At 65.1% G+C, this 16,380-nt stretch carries 16 protein-coding genes, 1 tRNA gene and 1 pseudogene; 12 read left to right on the top strand and 6 right to left on the bottom strand.

Features of this window, described 5'->3' with window-relative positions; translation table 11 throughout:
- The first annotated feature begins 26 nt into the window (after positions 1–26).
- Entirely contained in the window at positions 27–587 is a 561-nt protein-coding gene (locus tag CF68_RS05815) for a DUF1439 domain-containing protein (protein ID WP_035816686.1), read from the top strand.
- A gap of 80 nt (positions 588–667) precedes the next feature.
- Positions 668–1,549, top strand: coding sequence for an undecaprenyl-diphosphate phosphatase (locus CF68_RS05820; protein ID WP_035816733.1), 882 nt, complete (start codon positions 668–670; stop codon positions 1,547–1,549).
- 69 nt (positions 1,550–1,618) lie between these two features.
- On the opposite strand, the gene trmB is transcribed toward CF68_RS05820, so the two are convergent.
- The 5 genes from trmB to CF68_RS05845 form a co-directional block, all read right to left on the bottom strand.
- Positions 1,619–2,407: a tRNA (guanosine(46)-N7)-methyltransferase TrmB gene (gene trmB / locus CF68_RS05825; RefSeq protein WP_035816687.1), complete on the bottom strand. Its 789-nt coding sequence runs from the start codon at positions 2,405–2,407 to the stop codon at positions 1,619–1,621.
- 66 nt (positions 2,408–2,473) lie between these two features.
- A tRNA-Gly gene (locus CF68_RS05830) sits at positions 2,474–2,548 on the bottom strand.
- A 98-nt stretch (positions 2,549–2,646) separates the two neighbouring features.
- Positions 2,647–3,507, bottom strand: a complete 861-nt coding sequence (locus tag CF68_RS05835) for a transglutaminase family protein (protein ID WP_035816734.1) — start codon at positions 3,505–3,507, stop codon at positions 2,647–2,649.
- 138 nt (positions 3,508–3,645) lie between these two features.
- Positions 3,646–5,040: a PhoPQ-activated protein PqaA family protein gene (locus CF68_RS05840; RefSeq protein WP_235205679.1), complete on the bottom strand. Its 1,395-nt coding sequence runs from the start codon at positions 5,038–5,040 to the stop codon at positions 3,646–3,648.
- A gap of 100 nt (positions 5,041–5,140) precedes the next feature.
- Positions 5,141–6,139, bottom strand: coding sequence for a LysR family transcriptional regulator (locus tag CF68_RS05845; RefSeq protein ID WP_035816689.1), 999 nt, complete (start codon positions 6,137–6,139; stop codon positions 5,141–5,143).
- Positions 6,140–6,229: 90 nt separating this feature from the next.
- On the opposite strand from CF68_RS05845, the gene CF68_RS05850 reads away from it, so the two are divergent.
- The 3 genes from CF68_RS05850 to CF68_RS05860 all read left to right on the top strand — a co-directional run bounded on the left by CF68_RS05850 (position 6,230) and on the right by CF68_RS05860 (position 8,798).
- Positions 6,230–7,219, top strand: coding sequence for a tripartite tricarboxylate transporter substrate binding protein (locus CF68_RS05850; protein WP_035816690.1), 990 nt, complete (start codon positions 6,230–6,232; stop codon positions 7,217–7,219).
- An 8-nt stretch (positions 7,220–7,227) separates the two neighbouring features.
- Positions 7,228–8,340, top strand: coding sequence for a CoA transferase (locus CF68_RS05855; RefSeq protein ID WP_035816691.1), 1,113 nt, complete (start codon positions 7,228–7,230; stop codon positions 8,338–8,340).
- An 80-nt stretch (positions 8,341–8,420) separates the two neighbouring features.
- Positions 8,421–8,798: a DUF5594 family protein gene (locus CF68_RS05860; protein ID WP_035816692.1), complete on the top strand. Its 378-nt coding sequence runs from the start codon at positions 8,421–8,423 to the stop codon at positions 8,796–8,798.
- 14 nt (positions 8,799–8,812) lie between these two features.
- Here the strand turns inward: CF68_RS05860 and CF68_RS05865 are convergent.
- Positions 8,813–9,137, bottom strand: a pseudogene (locus CF68_RS05865) (aldose epimerase); the annotation flags it as partial.
- 538 nt (positions 9,138–9,675) lie between these two features.
- Between CF68_RS05865 and CF68_RS05870 the strand changes: the two are divergent.
- The 7 genes from CF68_RS05870 (at position 9,676) to CF68_RS05895 (ending at position 16,371) form a co-directional block, all read left to right on the top strand.
- Entirely contained in the window at positions 9,676–11,361 is a 1,686-nt protein-coding gene (locus tag CF68_RS05870) for a ParB family protein (RefSeq protein ID WP_035816693.1), read from the top strand.
- An 8-nt stretch (positions 11,362–11,369) separates the two neighbouring features.
- Positions 11,370–11,930 carry a DUF2857 domain-containing protein gene (locus tag CF68_RS05875; protein ID WP_013957688.1) on the top strand — a complete coding sequence of 187 codons (561 nt, stop codon included), beginning with the start codon at positions 11,370–11,372 and terminating at the stop codon, positions 11,928–11,930.
- A 262-nt stretch (positions 11,931–12,192) separates the two neighbouring features.
- Positions 12,193–12,969, top strand: a complete 777-nt coding sequence (locus tag CF68_RS05880) for a PFL_4669 family integrating conjugative element protein (protein ID WP_035816696.1) — start codon at positions 12,193–12,195, stop codon at positions 12,967–12,969.
- Complete coding sequence (locus CF68_RS05885; RefSeq protein ID WP_035816698.1) at positions 12,966–13,514, top strand: DUF3158 family protein; 549 nt, start codon at positions 12,966–12,968, stop codon at positions 13,512–13,514. The genes CF68_RS05880 and CF68_RS05885 overlap by 4 nt, the downstream gene beginning before the upstream one ends.
- A gap of 1,188 nt (positions 13,515–14,702) precedes the next feature.
- Positions 14,703–14,933, top strand: a complete 231-nt coding sequence (locus tag CF68_RS38070; RefSeq protein ID WP_084187093.1) for a hypothetical protein — start codon at positions 14,703–14,705, stop codon at positions 14,931–14,933.
- A 209-nt stretch (positions 14,934–15,142) separates the two neighbouring features.
- On the top strand, positions 15,143–15,721 hold the full coding sequence (locus CF68_RS36015) for a PilL N-terminal domain-containing protein (protein WP_013957682.1): 579 nt from the start codon (positions 15,143–15,145) through the stop codon (positions 15,719–15,721).
- Entirely contained in the window at positions 15,718–16,371 is a 654-nt protein-coding gene (locus CF68_RS05895) for a hypothetical protein (protein ID WP_035816700.1), read from the top strand. Before CF68_RS36015 ends, CF68_RS05895 begins: the two co-directional genes overlap by 4 nt.
- Positions 16,372–16,380 lie beyond the last annotated feature (9 nt).

The following is a 16,380-nucleotide window of genomic DNA, read 5'->3' on the forward strand; positions in this document are numbered from 1 at the left end:
CTGACTATCCCGCAATCGGAGGCAATATGATCCGGACTTCCCGACGGCGCTGGCTTGCCGCGGCTGGCGCGGCCACGCTGGCCGTGGTCCTGGCCGCCTGCGGCGCCTTCCGCAACGAATACACCTTCTCGCAAAGCCAGCTGCAGGCGGCGCTGGAGCGCAAGTTTCCATTCAACAAGCGCTATATGGAGCTGTTCGACATCCAGCTGGCCAACCCGCAGCTGACGCTGGACCCGGCGCGCAACCGCGTCAACGTGCAGTTCGACGCCATGATCGACAACAAGCTGTTCTTCAGCCGGGCCCTGTCAGGGCGTTTTGCGCTGGACAGCGGCCTGCGCTATGACGAGCCCACGCGCTCGGTGGTGCTGCAGGACCCCGAGGTGCAGCGCTTCGACGTGCAGGGCATGCCCGCGCAGTTCTCGCGCCAGCTCAATGCACTGGGCGGCATCCTGGCCGAGCAGCTGCTGCAGGGCTATCCGCTCTATACCTTCCGCGAAGACCAGCTGCGGGTTGCCGGCATGAATGTGGCACCCGGTACAATCACCGTTTTGCCTGACGGCATCAACGTCAAGATCAACCGCCCCTGACCGGGGCGCTCAAACAACAATCCAGGGCGGTCCCGGCGCGCATGCCGGGCAACGCCCATGACAACGTTTCTCCGTTCCGCATGGAAATCGCACTTGCCCTGAAAGCCGTGATACTCGGTATCGTCGAAGGACTGACCGAGTTTCTCCCCATCTCCAGCACCGGCCACCTGATCCTGGCCGGCCAACTGCTCGACTTCAACGACGAGAAGGGCAAGATCTTCGAGATCGTGATCCAGTTCGGCGCGATCCTGGCAGTCTGCTGGGAATTCCGCGCGCGCATCGGCAACGTGGTGCGCGGCCTGCGCGCCGACCCGCTGGCGCAACGCTTTGCCGCCAACGTGGTGATCGCCTCGGTGCCGGCCATCGTGCTGGCCTTTATCTTCGGCAAATGGATCAAGGCCCACCTGTTCAACCCGATCTCGGTGGCGCTGGCCTTTATCGTTGGCGGCGTGGTGATTCTGCTGGCCGAATGGCGCGACGCGCGCCGCGGCACGGTCTCGCATCCGCAGGGCAATGCGTTGCTGGAGGCCGCCAAGGCCGGCGCGCCGCGGATTGAATCGGTCGATGACCTGACCTGGCGCGATGCCCTCAAGGTCGGCCTGGCGCAATGCTTCGCGCTGGTGCCGGGCACCTCGCGCTCCGGTGCCACCATCATCGGCGGCATGCTGTTCGGGCTGTCGCGGCAGGTGGCCACCGAGTTCTCGTTCTTCCTCGCGATCCCGGTGATCTTCGGTGCCACCGTCTACGAACTGTACAAGGCGCGCGCACTGCTCAACGCCGACGACCTCGGCATCTTTGCAGTGGGTTTCGTCTTTGCCTTCCTGTCCGCCTTCCTGTGCGTGCGCTGGCTGCTGCGTTTCGTCGCCACGCATGATTTCAAGCCGTTTGCCTGGTACCGCATCGCCTTCGGCATCGTGGTGCTGGTGACCGCATACTCCGGCCTGGTTTCCTGGCACGCCTGAGCGGGTTTGCCGCGGGCAACAAAAAAGCGTGGCATCTGCCACGCTTTTTTGTTGGTCGGCTGCCGGCGCTCAGGCGCGCTTGCGGAAGACCACGTCCCACACGCCGTGCCCGAGGCGCACGCCGCGCCGCTCGAACTTGGTCACGGGCCGGTAATCCGGCCGCTCGGCAAATCCGTCCGCAGCGGTCGAGGTGTTCTCCAGCGACGGCTCGCCCGACAGCACTTCCAGCATCTGGTGCGCATACTCTTCCCAGTCGGTCGCGCAGTGGATATAGCCGCCCGGCTTCAGCCGCGCGGCCAGCACCTTCACCAGCGGCGGCTGCACCAGCCGGCGCTTGTTGTGGCGCTTCTTGTGCCAGGGGTCGGGGAAGTAGATATGCACGCCGTCCAGGCAGTCGTCGGTCAGCATATGCGCGATCACTTCCACCGCATCGTGCTGGAGGATCCGCACATTGTCCAGGCCGCGCTCGTCGATCAGCTTGAGCAGCGCGCCCACGCCGGGCTCATGTACCTCGCAGCCCAGGAAGTTGTCTTGCGGCCGCAGGCCGGCGATATGCGCGGTGGTCTCGCCCATGCCGAAGCCGATCTCCAGGATCGACGGTGCCTTGCGGCCAAATACAGCTTCCCAGTCCAGTGGCTGTGGCGCATACGGCACCATCATGCGCGGCCCGACTTCGTCGATGGCACGCTGCTGCCCGGTCGAGGTCCGCCCCGCGCGGCGCACGAACGAACGGATCCGGCGCGGATGCGCAACGCCTTCAGGATCGGCAGGAGAGGGAGCGGACGCTTGTCCGGCGCTGTCTACCGGCGCGGCGTCGTCAGCCGGCGTCGGTTCGGTGCTGGGGTCTTGGGGAAGCATGGCAACAAAAAAGCCGCCGGGCAGATCACCGTAATGGTGGCAAAGGCGGCTTGTCTCGACTGGAAGTGGAGCGGGCGATGGGAATCGAACCCACGTCTTTAGCTTGGGAAGCTAAGGTAATAGCCATTATACGACGCCCGCGAACCCGCGATTTTATGCGGATTTCTGGCGAGGACGCAAGCAGCCATCTGCGGTGCTGGCAAAATAAGTGCCTGTGCCAGCACTAACGTCCTTATCCGCTACCACGTCGAAATCGCCTGCGGCGTAAACTCCGGCATCCCGATATCAGCCGCCGCATCCGTCAACGGCTCGATTTCCACCGCAGGCCGCTCCGACCTTACCTGGCCGAAGATGGCCGCAAACGGTATGTCCGCGGCATCTCGGCCGGTGCCGATACGAAGCAGGCCGGTGGGGATCGAGATGCCCGAAGGATCCAGCAGATACCAGCGGTGCGACAGGTAGACCTCCACCACCGCGTGGAAATCCGGCGCGCCCGTGTCTGGGTCCGCACCGTAGTCGAGGCTGCTGGACATGCGTGCCGGGATGCTCAGCGCGCGGCACAGGGCGATCATGAGGTGGGCGAAATCCCTGCAGACACCGGTGCGCTCCACGATGGTGTCGGCAGCCGAGGTGCGTTCGTTGGTGGACCGCGACAGGAAGCGCACGTGATTGCGCACCCACTCGCGGATGGCGTAGACGCGCACATAGCCCCGCAGCATGCCGCCGAACTCGCGGCTGGCGAATTCCATCAGGCGGTCAGACTCGCAGTAGCGGCTTGGTGCCAGGTAGGGCAGGACATCGAAGGGCAGTTCGGCAACGGGCACTTCTGACAGCCTGTCGCCGTCTTCCAGGTAGTGATCGATGTCGATGATCGCCTCATAGCGGATGCCGAGGCGTCCCCGGGGCGCGCGCAGCCTGAGCAGCCGGTTGGCCAGCACGGGATCGGTGTAGCGGGCGGCCTCGAGGCCGGGCGGCAGCGTCAGCTGCTCCGAGACGACGGACTGCCGGGGCGTGCGGGCGGCTTCGATATTGAGCAGGAAGTCTGCCATGGGATCCATGACCTCATAGGACAGGCTTACTGCGTACCTGAGGCGGTTCATCGGGTGGTCAGCACTGGCTGGGGCCGGGAAAAGGCGGCCGGTTCCCTTGGGCCGGAAATGGCGGTACATCCATTTCCAGTGTAGTGCGGGCCGCCGGCCCTGCCTGCGCCACGGATGCCGCGGCAGGTTCCTGCTGTGCTAGTTCGCAAAGTTCACCAGCGAACTGACAAATCCTGTCCCGCCTGTGCCTTTGTCCTCCACTTCTACGTAGTACGCCAGCCGATACCCATCGCGCAGCGGCAGTCCGGCGGCATACATCTCGCCATCGGTGCGCATCGGCACCGACTCCCACCTGGCCTTGCGCCAGTCGGCGGTGATCGGGTTGTAGGCGTAATAGAGCAGCACGCGGGCAGGCGCCGCTTCGGCCCTGACGCGCGCCCGCACCGCGAACTGCCCGTCCTGCGCCACCCCGCTGGCTTCGATCGCGGGCAGCTTCCGGCCCAGGAAGGTATGCGCCAGCCACATGCGCCATGCAGCCAGGTGTTTGGCCGAGACCCACGAGTGAGGCAGGTTGTCCACCGCCAGGAAGGCCTTGTCGCCGGACATCTCGGTCAGCATGCTGTTGGGAGTGCCCAGCGCGAAGAACTCGTCGTTGGTGCCGAGCGCGACCAGGAAGCTGGATCGCATCTGCTTGCGCCACATATACGGGTCAAAGTGCGTCAGCATGCGAAAGCCCGTGGGGTTGTTGATCGTGCGCAGCACGGCGTCGGCGGGCTGGAAGCCGGGGCCGGTGCGCTGCTTCGCGGGGCCGCCGACGCCGGGGCCGAACTCGGCGTACTTGCGCGCAAGGAAGTACAGGCTGTTGCCGCCGTAATAGCAGGTGGCCATCACCCCCGCGACGCGGTCAGGGTCGACGCCGGTGGCGATGCTGACGGCGAAGCCGCGCTTGGAGCAGCCCATCAGCACGGCGCGCTCGGTGCCTACGCCGGGCAGGTTGTGCATCAGGGTGATCGCGCGCAGGTAGGCCATGGCGATCGGGTAATAGCCGTTCCAGGTCAGGTCGCCGGTTTCCATCACCTGCTTCAGCGCATAGCCGGTCAGGTCGGATTCGTTCATGCCCCAGTAGTCTTCGGCCGGGTTGGAGAACAGCATGACGGGCATGCCCAGGTCGATGGCGGTACCTTCGGCGTATTCGGCTTCGGTGTTCAGGCCGGTGCCGGGGATGGTGTGGCGCGGCCAGGCAGGCTCGTCGAAGAACTGCCGTTCGGTGCCGATGATGCCGGCGTTGCCGCCGCCCTGGTAGCCGTCGGGCACGTAGATGCGCGCCGGGTGCGTCCATGGCAGGCCCTTCCAGTCCTGGCTGGTGAAGCGCAGTTCGATCACGCGCACGCGCTTGCCGGGGCGCGCGCGGCTGGGCACCACGGCATCGCGGGAAATCACCGGTGCCAGCGTGCTTTCGTCACGTACGGCCTGCATGTCGAAGAACGCCGCCGGCCCGACCGGCTGCGCTTGCGCCGCGGCGATGCCGGGCAGCAGCAGCGACGCAAGCAGCCAGGCCGCTTGTCGCGCAATGCCCATGATCCGTGTTGTCACGATGTCTCCTTCCTGTGATGGGAAGAGGCATTGTCGTGAGCGTGGCCATCACCGGCAATTCGCCAGTTTGCATGGCGCCATCACGAATCGATATGACCCGTCAGCGGCGCCGCGCGCGTGCCGGCGGTGCGCCGGTGTCCTGCCTTGTCACCGCTTCGAGGGCCTCGCGCAACCGGATCACGGCGGGCGGCGAGTCGATCTCTGCCGGGGTGATGAAGACCAGCCGGCCCGAGGCAAACGGGGTGCGCAGCCGCACTTCCCGCACCATCGACATGGCCTGGTAGTGGGCCAGCGCCGTGGCCGGCGCCACCGTCAGGAAGCCGCCGGCGGCGGTCATGGCCAGGTTGCTGTGGAACGAGGCCGATTCGATATGCGGAACGGGCGGCAGCTGGCCGGCGTCGAGGAAGGGCTGCTCGAACACGTCGCGCGTGTGGGTGCCGCGCGGCGGCAGGATCCAGGGGCCTTCATGCAGGTCCGCCAGCGCAACCTCGCGGCGCCGCGCCAGCGCGTGGCCGGGCGCGCAGACCACGGCCAGGTATTCATCGCGCAGCGGGGTGATGTGGACCCTGGCCTTGAGTTGGTCGGTGTCGTCTTTCTGCAGCCGGCCCACGATGCAGTCGAGTTCGCCTTCGCAGAGCATTGTGGTCAGGCCGCCGACGGTATGTTCGCGCACTGCCAGCCGCGGCAGCGCGTCCTGGGCCAGCAGCAGCGCGACCGCCTGCGGCAGCACGTCCACGCCCACCAGCGGCAGCATGCCCAGCCGGACCAGCGGCACTTCCGGGCGCGCCTGCAGCGCCTCGCCGGCGGCGTCGATCACGCCCAGCACCACGCGCAGCCGCTCCAGCGCGCGTTCGCCCGCGGCGCTCAGCCGTCCGCCGCGCGTGGTGCGTTCGATCAGCCTGCAGCCGAAGGCGTGCTCCAGTTCCTGCAGCATCTTGGTGACGGCGGGCTGGCTGATATGCAGCGCTTCGCCGGCCGCGGTCAGCGAGCCGCTGCGCGCCACCAGGTCGAGTAGGCGCAGGTGCCGGATGCGCAGCCGGTCGATCCGGTTGGGAGAAGGGGTGGCGGCGCTCGGGCGCGTAGGGGAGGCGGGACTCATAACAAAGCGTGATGGCTCCATCAAAACTGGATAATTGTTTCGAATGGCACGGCGCCGGACAATCGGGGCAAACCATGGAGGAGACATGCGATGCATGCCAACGTCGGGCGCCGCCTGCTGCTGAAGTCCCTGCTGGCGCTGCCGGCCGCTGCCGCGCTGGGCAGGGCCGGTGCGGCCAGTCCCTATCCCAACCGCCCGATCCGTCTGGTGGTGCCCTACGCCGCTGGCGGCGGTCCGGATATCCAGACCCGCAAGCTGGCTGAGTTGCTGGCGCGCGAGCTTGGCCAGCCGGTGGTGGTCGAGAACAAGGTCGGTGCAGGCGGCATCCTGGCCGCGGAGTTTGTCGCGCAGCAGCCGGCGGATGGCTACACGCTGATGCTGGGTGCCTCGACCCATGTCACGCAGAAGCTGCTGCAGCCCGGCGCAAAGTTCGACCCGATGGCATTCACCCACATCATCCGCGTCGGCGTCAGCCCGGCGGTGCTGGTGGTCAGCGCCAGCTCGCCGTACCGGAACGTGGCCGACCTGGTCGCCGCCGCGCGCCGCGCGCCCGGCACGCTGAACTATGCCTCGGGCGGGATTGGCTCGGCCGCGCATGTGTCGGGTGCGGCGTTTGCGTCGGCCACCGGCATCGACGTGGTGCATGTGCCGTACAAGGGCTCGGTCGAGATCGTGCCATCGCTGATCAAGGGCGACACGCAGTTCGGCTTCCCGGTGGCGGCGACGGCGATTCCGCAGATCGCCAGCGGCAAGGCGCGGGCCCTGGCGGTGACCTCGGCCAGCCGCGCCGCGGTGCTGCCGCAGGTGCCCACGCTGAATGAGGCGCTGGGCCGCAAGGATCTCGATCTCGACGCATGGAGCGGCATCTGGGCGCCGCCGCATCTGTCCGCGCCGATCGTGGCGCGGCTGCATGCCGCGGTGAGGCAGGCGCTGGGCGACCCCGGCCTGCGCCGGCTCTATGCCGAGATGGGCGCGGTGCTTGCGCCGACGCCCACGCCTGAAGCCTTTTCGCGGCTGGTGGCCGATGAGACCACCCGCATCCGCCAGGTTATCGACAAGAACCGCATCACTATCGAATAGGCCATCCCATGACCCTCACTCCACAACCAGATTTTGCCCCGCTGGCCGGCATCAGCGTGCTGGATTTTTCGCACGTGATCGCCGGGCCGTTTGCCACCTTCCTGCTGGCGCAGCTGGGGGCGCAGGTCACCAAGGTCGAGAGCGCCGGCGGCGGCGACGTGATGCGCCGCGCGGGCAAGGGGCATGCCGCCTTTGTCGCGCTCAATGCGGGCAAGTCGTCGCTGGCGCTCGACCTGTCGGATGAAGCCGGGCGCGAACACGCGCTGGAACTGGCCGGCCGCTGCGACGTCTTCGTCGACAACCTGCGGCCGGGCGTGCTCGAGCGCTTCGGGCTGGGCTATGAGGCGGTGCGGGCGGTCAATCCGCGCGTGGTCTATTGCAGCATTTCGGGCTTTGGCCGCGGCGCAGCGCAGTGGCATGGACGGCCTGCCTACGACCACGTGGTGCAGGCCGCCACCGGCATGGCCTGGATGGCCGGCACCGAGGGCGATCCGCCGATGAAGACCGGCTTCCCGGTGATCGACTCGGCCACCGGCATGCTGGCCGCCTTTGCCATCCTGGCCGGCGTGCGCGAGAGTGAGCGCACGGGGCGGGGCATGCTGCTCGATGTCTCGATGGCCACGGCCGGCCTGCAGCTGATGTATCCGATGACGTGCGATGCCATGACCACCGGCGGCGTGCCGGCGCGGCAGGGCAACCAGGGCTATTCGGGCAGCCCGTCGGCCGATTTCTTCCGCACGCAGGATGGCTGGCTGGCGATCGGCGCGAATACGCCGAAGCAGTTGCTCGCGCTGCTCAAGGCGCTCGGGCTGGACGAGCTTGCGCAGGATCCGGCCTTGTTCGATATGCCGCTGGATGCCGGCGCCTTGCCTGCCTTCGTGCGCTCGCTCGATCCGGCCGCGCTCAAGCGGGCGATTGCGGGCGCGGTGGCGGCGGGCACCGCAGAGGACCTGGAATTGCGCCTCAACGCGCTGGGGATCCCGGCGGCCCGCCTGCGCAATATCGCTGAGTTTGCGGGGGAGTCGATGGCCAATGGCAGCCTGCGGCCGGTGGCGCTGCAGGAAGGAAAGACTGAGGTGCTGTCGTCGGGGCTGGGCTTCCAGGTCTACCGCCCGGTATGACACCCGGCGGCGTATAGTTGCTGGCACGGCGCACGGCAGTGTGCCGCCATCGCCCTTCGCAACGTCAGGACGCCCCCACCTTGACCACCGATTTCTTCGCCCGCTTTGAAGCGGAATGCCTGCCGCGCATTGTTGCCGCGATCGGCCAGCACGACCGGCGCGTGCAACTCCACACCCTGCCTGCCGATGCCCCTGGCTGGCCGCCGCGCCTGCGCGTGACGGGCGATGGGCCGCCGGACCTGCGGCGCCATCAGTATGCGCTCGATATCACGCTCGCGTGGGACGGGCTGGAGGTGCAGCGGCTGTTCGCGGCCGGTGGCGAGGCGCGCTTTGCCGGCTACCTGGCGGCGCTGCCATCCAAGCTGCGTGCCTGGCAGGAGCCGCGCGGGATCGATTTCCGTTCTCTATCGCAGGTTGACCGGCAGATCCTGATCGGCGGGCTGGATTTCGAGCACTGAGCGCGTGCGCTGATTCAGGCCGTCACCCGCAGCCGGCACACCGCACTTTCAGATTGCCCTGGTTGATCCAGCGCAGCCCCTGCCCGTGGTGGATGGCATCGGGCAGGCCCACCCACGGCTCCACGCAATAGAAATCGGAAGTCGCGGACTCCGACCACGTGGTCACGGCATGCCAGGGCGCGTTGCCGGGCAGGTCGAGTTCGAACCTGATGCGGCGACCCGGCATCGCCAGCGCCGCAGCCGGGTGTTGCGGAAGACGTGGAAGGTGTCCTGCAGCCGTGGATCGTCGAGCTGGTATGTCGTCTCCCCGGGCTCCGCAGGCCCGGGGCTGCCATCAGGCGCTCTGATTATGCCTCCAGGCGCAACAATTCATACAAAATCGGTCTTTGCCAAGTGCTTGCAGAGCAGGTCTAATCACGCAGGTACGCCCCGCTGCATATGTCGATATGACGGTTGCGCATCGCCTGCAGACGGAAGAGACCCAGTATCCGTCATTGCATATGAGCGGTCCTTGGGGGTTGTTGCGTACGCCCGGTTCGCGAAGCCGAAGGCAACAGGTTTGCCGAAGAGGAAACTCGCGAGATCGCATGCAGGGATTCCAGACTGGAGACTTGGGTGCACGCCTTATTGCCCACTGGCAATAAGCCGGGAACCTACGTTGTCTGCGTAGCGGTTCGAGCGACTGGCAATTTCACTATCCAACGCGGCAGAGATGTGGTCCAAGGCATTGCGCATCGACATTGACCCGGCTCCAACGGAGTGACGGATACCGATACACAAGGATAGCTTAAGACCAAGGAGTCGCGGGAGAAGGCCGAGTTACACACGGCGCGCTATCCCTTCCCGGCCTGAAGGCCGAGGTTTCCCGCGCATTCGGATGAATCTTCGGGACAAGGACGAAAAATTGATCGCGGCCAAGGCTCAGAGGGCCGTCCCTTCGGCGACAGCTGGGAGCGATCCCATCGCTGACACACCGATGATTGTGACGCTGGACCAATTGCGCTCGTATGACCACGATCCGCGCGTTATGCGAAATCCGGCTTATGAGGAAATCAAAGCCTCCATCCGAGAGCGCGGCTTGGACGCGCCACCGGCGATAACTAGGCGCCCAGGTGAAGCACATTTAATCATTCGCAACGGTGGCAATACGCGACTGGCAATACTTCGCGAGTTGTGGGCAGAGACCAAGCAGGAGCGGTTCTTTCGCATCTTCTGCCTATTCCGTCCGTGGCCGGAACGGGGCGAGATCGTCGCCTTAACGGGCCACTTGGCAGAAAACGAACTGCGCGGCGGATTGACTTTCATCGAGCGCGCCCTGGGAGTCGAGAAGGCGCGCAGACTCTACGAGCAGGAGGCAGGTAGCAAACTGAGCCAGTCCGAACTCGCCCGGCGCCTGACGGCCGATGGCTATCCGGTGCAGCAATCACACATCAGCCGCATGCAAGATGCGGTGTGTTATTTGCTGTCGGCGATACCTACCGTGCTGTACCAAGGGCTCGGCCGGCATCAGGTGGACAGGCTCGTGGTGCTGCGCAAGGCGTGCGAGCGAACCTGGGAACGAAGGGCTCAGGAGAGTCACCTCGTGGTGGACTTCGCCTCGCTGTTCCAGGATGTGCTGTCGCAGTTCGACGCGCTACCGGATGGCTTTTCGCTCCAGCGGGTGAAGGATGAACTAGTGGGCCAGATGGCTGAGCTGCTGGGCACAGGCTATGATGCGCTGAGCCTCGAAATCGACGGCAGCGAAAGCCGGCAGCGCGCGTTGAGCAGCGAGCCGGCGCCGGCGAAATCGACGGCCTCTACCATATTCTCGACGCCAAAGCCGGCATCCCTTCCTCAGGCGGCGGCGACAGCCCAGCCGGCCGGCCTATCGACTGAACTGGCGTTCAAAGAGGCCTCAACACGGGCTGCAATCGTGTCTGCGGCTGGCTGCGGGCTAGTTGAGGAAGAAGCTGCCGCGCCAGTACGGGCTGACCGTGATGGGCAGCCCGTGCAGGGGCATATCGTGTCTCCGGCGCCGACCACCGAACGCATGCAGTGCGTTCAGGGCCAGGTATCGAGCCAGTTGGGCGACAGGCTACTCGATTTTGACACCAATGCTTCTTGCGCGATTCCGGTTCTGGTCGGTGGCCTCTACCCGATCTCGGATGTCTGGCATATCGAGCCAGGATTGGACGAGCCAAGCCGACTTCGGGTGCATATTGCACAGTTTGCCCGTGAAATTGCAGAAGAGGCGGCGGTTGCCAATCAGATCGTGCCAAGTGACAGTGGTATCGGCTTCGTTTGCATGATCCCCCGCGTTGGGCAGGTGAGCGCTTTGCCTGATTTCCCTCGCGCGCTTCTGGCGCTGTTGCATGCGTTGAGCATGCCCGAGTCAATCGCGACAGGATTGAATCGTGCGCGACTGGATAACGACCTGGCGCCGCTGCTGCATGGCGCTGGGGCAGCGTCCACGCGACTGAGCGACACTGGCCTGATGAAGTTGTTCCGGCTGCTGCGTCTGGCGCGACGGCTGCGAGACCTGGAGCACGGTAGGGGGTTCGCCGATCAGGGCCGCGATTCCTGAGGGCCACCATGTCGTCATCTCACCCGCTCAACCAGGCTGTCATCGCCCAAGCGTTGCACGATCTGCGCAATGGCCAATTGCGTCGGTGCAAAGCGATGGGATTCGGCGAAGAGGAACTGGAGGCGCTCAAGCATCCGGCGCTAGTCAGTGTGCTGGTCAACGCCACGGTGTCGTGGTGTTCGGTATCGGTCAATCGTGAGGTCCTGAAGCGGCTGCTAAGCCAAGTGCATGACGTGGAGCAGGAAATTGCCACAGTGGACCGCATGCTGCGCCTGGGCGCGAGCACGGAGATGGTGAGCCGCTTCTACGGCCTCACGCATCAAGAAATCGCACTGCGGCGCGACATTCTCGGCTTGCCCAAACGCAAGGGCCGGCACCCGGTGCTAGACGAGACACAGGGCATCGCACTGTGGAAACACTGGAAGGCCGGAGTCGGCGAGCGTAATCTTGCGCTGGACGACGATCCGCCCATGCTGGGCCTGTCGATGGACCTGGCCGAGACCCTGACGTTACCGATGTCGGTGGTCTGGGCGTCGATCCGAAATTGGATCGACGAGGGGCTGGTGTAGACCATTGGGAAGGGCAGTGCGCCCTGGCGTGATGGCCCCATAGCACTGTCGGCATGGTTCCTCGATACACAAGAGAGCTGGCATCGGCCCCATCGTGCTCTCCATGAAAATGGCTGACTGCCAGCTATCCCCAGGGGATAGCTGGCACACCCGGCCTTCCGCATCGAACAAAGCGGGCAATCCCGGCCTGCGGTTTTTTGACTGACGCCCTTCCGGGCGACGCGGATGCTAGCGACTCATTCCTCCTTTTTGAGTCGTCGCTATGGCTAATGAACCCTTGCAACTAAATCTCGGATCGTTGCGCAGCGCGATATCGCTGACGCTGCACACTCACCACGCTTCCCGTATCTGGCATGGCCGCCCCGCGGCAGAGGGGCGGCCCGGCATCATCGGCCTCAACGGCTACATCAGCGTGATGGGCAAGATGAAACGCGGCGCCGAGCAGGACGATCCCTACTCCGACTGGTGGATGCTTCGCATCGAAGACAAGCTGGACGAAACTAAGAGGTGCCTGCAGACGCTGCGCGAACAGGTGGAGCAGGCGCTGGCCAGCGTACCCCCTGCGCTCAGCCTTGGTGAGAACCTGAATCTTCAACCGGTGAAACTTCCGCTGTTCGTCAACGCCCAGCTCGGCTTTGCGGCCATTTACTTGCTGGCCGATTACGACGACCTCGCGCGCAAGCTGATGCTCGCCCACCATACGGCGCTGATCGACCGAAGCACGCTGGAGCGCTGGCTCAACGATGGCGCGCACGCAATGCGCAGCCTGTTTTCGCTCGCCCAAGAGTATTGCTTCTCTGGCGCAACCCGCGCTGACTTTGCGGAGAACAATGCGGCGGCGCAGGCGGCAGTGCAGAAGCTCGGCCAGCTGCCACCGGAGGTGCTCGAAGGCACGCGCCGTTCACGCTTTGCACCGCCTATTGTGCGCCGAGGCGGTAGTCGCGAATCCGCGGCTGCGCCCACCGCGGTGGGGCCGACTTTCGCCTCCATCGATGACCCAACCGGCACTGCCGCACGCGACGAGGATGCGACGGAATGACGGTACATACCATGCCTGTCCAGCCGAGGCGCTTCACGGCGCTGGAACAGGCGGACTTCCAGCGGCTGGAACACGCAGGCTACCTAAAAGGCCTTTTACAACCTTTTAAAGGTAAGGGGAGTTTGGAGGCTTGGGCCGGTCAATGCCTGGCGCTGCGCGACAGCGTGATCGTGCTGGCACAGCGGCGTGTGCTGCCCCAAGCCAGAGCCTATCCCTTCAACCTGCTAAATGTGCAGCTGGCCCAGCAAACGACTGGCGCAGGGACGACCTTCCTACGCTGGCGCAATGTCGACCGCTCATCCATGGGCGTCGCCTTGTGGGAATCCCTGATCGGCAGCCCTGCGATACCGGCCTCGCTGATTGACGACCTGTATGCGATGGAGATGCAGCGTATTGCGCTGAACATGCAGATCAGCCTGACCCACAGCATCGCCCGCAACGCTTTGGAATGCGCCAACAAGATGGCCCAGGCTGAGGCCGCTTACCTGCGGCGCACCCATAGCCATTCCACGTCCACTGTCACCATTCCCAAGGAGTCACCATGAGCACATCGTTTGTCGGCGAAGACAACATCGGTCTTGCGCCGGACTACCGCGAGTTTGTCAATGGCAATCGCAAGCCGGGCCGGCTGCCGCGCCACACTGTTCCAGCTCGGCGCGCGGGTCTGCGGCGAAGAGCGGGTGCCGACGAGAACGCTGTCGTATACAAGCGCCGGGCAGCTGTAGCATGCCCGCCGTGCGCCGTGTGCTATCGCCCGGGACAGATTCCCAGCGGTCGACTCGCTCCCATCCGCTCTCCTGAGGCAAGCTTGGGGTCCCCTTGCTGGTTGCGAACAATCGACGCATGCTGCGGCAATTGTCCCTTCGACGGTCATTAATCGGCGCCCATGCAGTCCGGCTTTTTTGTGGCCCGTCTCATTCGGCGCAGTCATGCTGTCACCCATCCGGCGAGCCGCCCATCGACAAGGAGCCTTCATTGTCGGATCCAGAAACCGAGGATGAAGATCTCGCCGGCAGGGCGGCGCATCTCGCAGTGGCGTGCATCAGCCAGGTCGCCATGACAGGTGGCGCTGGCCTCGCGAACCCTGCGTCACGCCGGCTGCATTAGCCGGCGTGACCAATTGCCCGCATCCCGCGGGAAATCCCAGCGCATGTCACCTTCTGCAACGTTGCGCGCGTCTCACGGTGCCGTTATGCACATGCGAGGCGAGAAGGTCGTTCCTTGATAGACCGCGCTCGGCGCGGTTGCGTTGATCCAGTTGATTCCGTCGATGGCGAAGGGTCTCCTGGCGGCTTGCGGGCCTGTGCCGCAGCGAGCCTCGAGGAGACCCGTCGGGTCGTCGGTATTCGTTGCCGGTGCCCGCCGGTGGAACAACGGGCTCCCTTTGTGCACGGATGTGTGCCCAAGGATGTCGACCCCAGCCACGATACGGGTCGAGTGCGACTGCTGGCGCAGCAAATGCCGTTGACAGGGCTGCAGCAGCCACAGGTGGCGCCTTTGTCCAAGGCTGAAAGCCTAGTGCTTTCAGCCGATTGTTCTTTGCCTGGTCAGAAAGTGGCGCGGCCCCGGGGCATGGAGGCTGCCGCCCGGTCAGCGCGAGGCGAGGCCGCTAGGATTTTCAAGTCTGTAAGACGTGATCGCCGCATGCATCGCAACAGTCCGCTTCGCATTGTCTCCCTGCGGCGGCGCGTCTTCCCGACGCCGATGCGCTTCTTCTGTAAGCCTTTGGGACGATTCCGTTTCCGTCATGGTGTGGGGCTTTCCGTCCCAACGGCCATCTGGCCAAGGCCTACACGGGCAAACACCTATCCTTGCAGGTGCTTTCCAGCGCCGCCGGCCACTACATCTGCACTGCCCACCGTGAAGGATCGGTATCACGTGAGGCAGTGGAGTATTTCCCCTCACGGGAGGCGGCAGAGGCGGCCCTGCCGACGGGGCACTGGCAACAGCGGTGCCAGGCATGAGCCCAGCCTGCAGGAGTGTCTTGGGGAGTCTTTATCCCAAGGCGTGATTGATCACACTGTGGCGGAAGAGCGGCCCCGCGGCGCTAACTGGCTCTCCTCGATCCCGGGGCTGCATCGCCAAACCGGTGACGATGCGATTCCCATTTGGTGCTGCCGTTTGCATCGAATGCGGCGAAGGTGATGGCTGCGTGTTTCGGAAGCCAATATAAATGCGACTGTCCGCCTATTCTCTCCCGCTCGCCGGTCTTGCCGGGGCCGTCCTTATCACGGGTTGTGCTACCACCGTACCACCGGCCGATCTGACACAGACGCCCGGGCCACCCCAGCAATCCCAAGCGCTGATATCCGGGACGAATACGCCAGGCAGCCCTGTGCCCGTCGTCCGCTACGGCCGCTACACCTTGACGGAACTGGTGGCGGAGCCGGGGCAGCGGGACCTAATGAAGCAGGTCGTGGACATCACCATCCCGCCCTCGCTCGACTCCACGGTCGGCGACGCCATGCGCCATGTCCTCCAGCGGTCGGGATATCGGCTGTGCGAGGGCTCGCAGGCCGTAATGCTGTATGCGCTGCCGTTGCCGGCGGCTCATCTACGGTTGGGACCGATGGTTCTGCGCGATGCGTTGCTGACGCTCGCCGGTCCGGCGTGGGACATGGCCGTTGATGAAACCTCGCGCCAGGTTTGCTTCAAGCACGCGGTTGCGCCCGCAACCACCACTGCCGAAGCAACGGCTGTGGATTCCCTCGAAGGCATTGACCGCGTTGATAATCCGGAGGTGCAACAATGAATGCACCAAACAAACCGGCCTCGTCCAAACGCGATCGACGCGTACGCTGGCCGTGGGTTGTCGCCTGCATCTGGCCGCTGCTTGTCAGCGCATTGACGATCTTCAATAGCGTTGGCCTGTCGCGTCTGACCGAGCATAGCCGCGCCGGCGCTCAGAATGCCCATGTCCAGGCGCTGGCGACGCGTGTCGACGGTCTGGAAAAGCAGGCCGAGGCCGTTAAGCTGCAGCCCACGCCCGTCATCCGGGCCGATCTCGATGCCACGCGCCAAGAGCTGGATGAGCGCCTGTCGCGGGTTGAGCAGGCTCAGACCGCCGCTGATAGTGCCAGCGGGTTGCAGGCGTTGCAAGCGCGCGTCGGCGCCATTGAGGATCGCCTAAAGAGGACAGCGCCGGCCATGGCCGTGGTACCCCGGCGCAAAGCTGAACCTCCCAAGCCAACGGTACCCGAGCCGCCCTTCAATGTCATCGGTCTGGAGCTGCGCGGTGGAGAGCGCCTTGTATCCGTCGCGGCGCGGGGCGCAGCTTCGGTGCGCGAAGTGCGGCTGCTTCGTGAGGGCGACACCATGGGCGCCTGGCGGCTCCAAGCCATCGAAGCGCATGGCGCGGTATTCCGCATCGACGGCCACACGCTGCGCATCGCAATCCCGTAGGGGCGGACT

This window comes from Cupriavidus sp. SK-4 (genome assembly GCF_000611125.1).
In the GTDB taxonomy this organism is placed as follows: Bacteria; Pseudomonadota; Gammaproteobacteria; order Burkholderiales; family Burkholderiaceae; genus Cupriavidus; species Cupriavidus necator.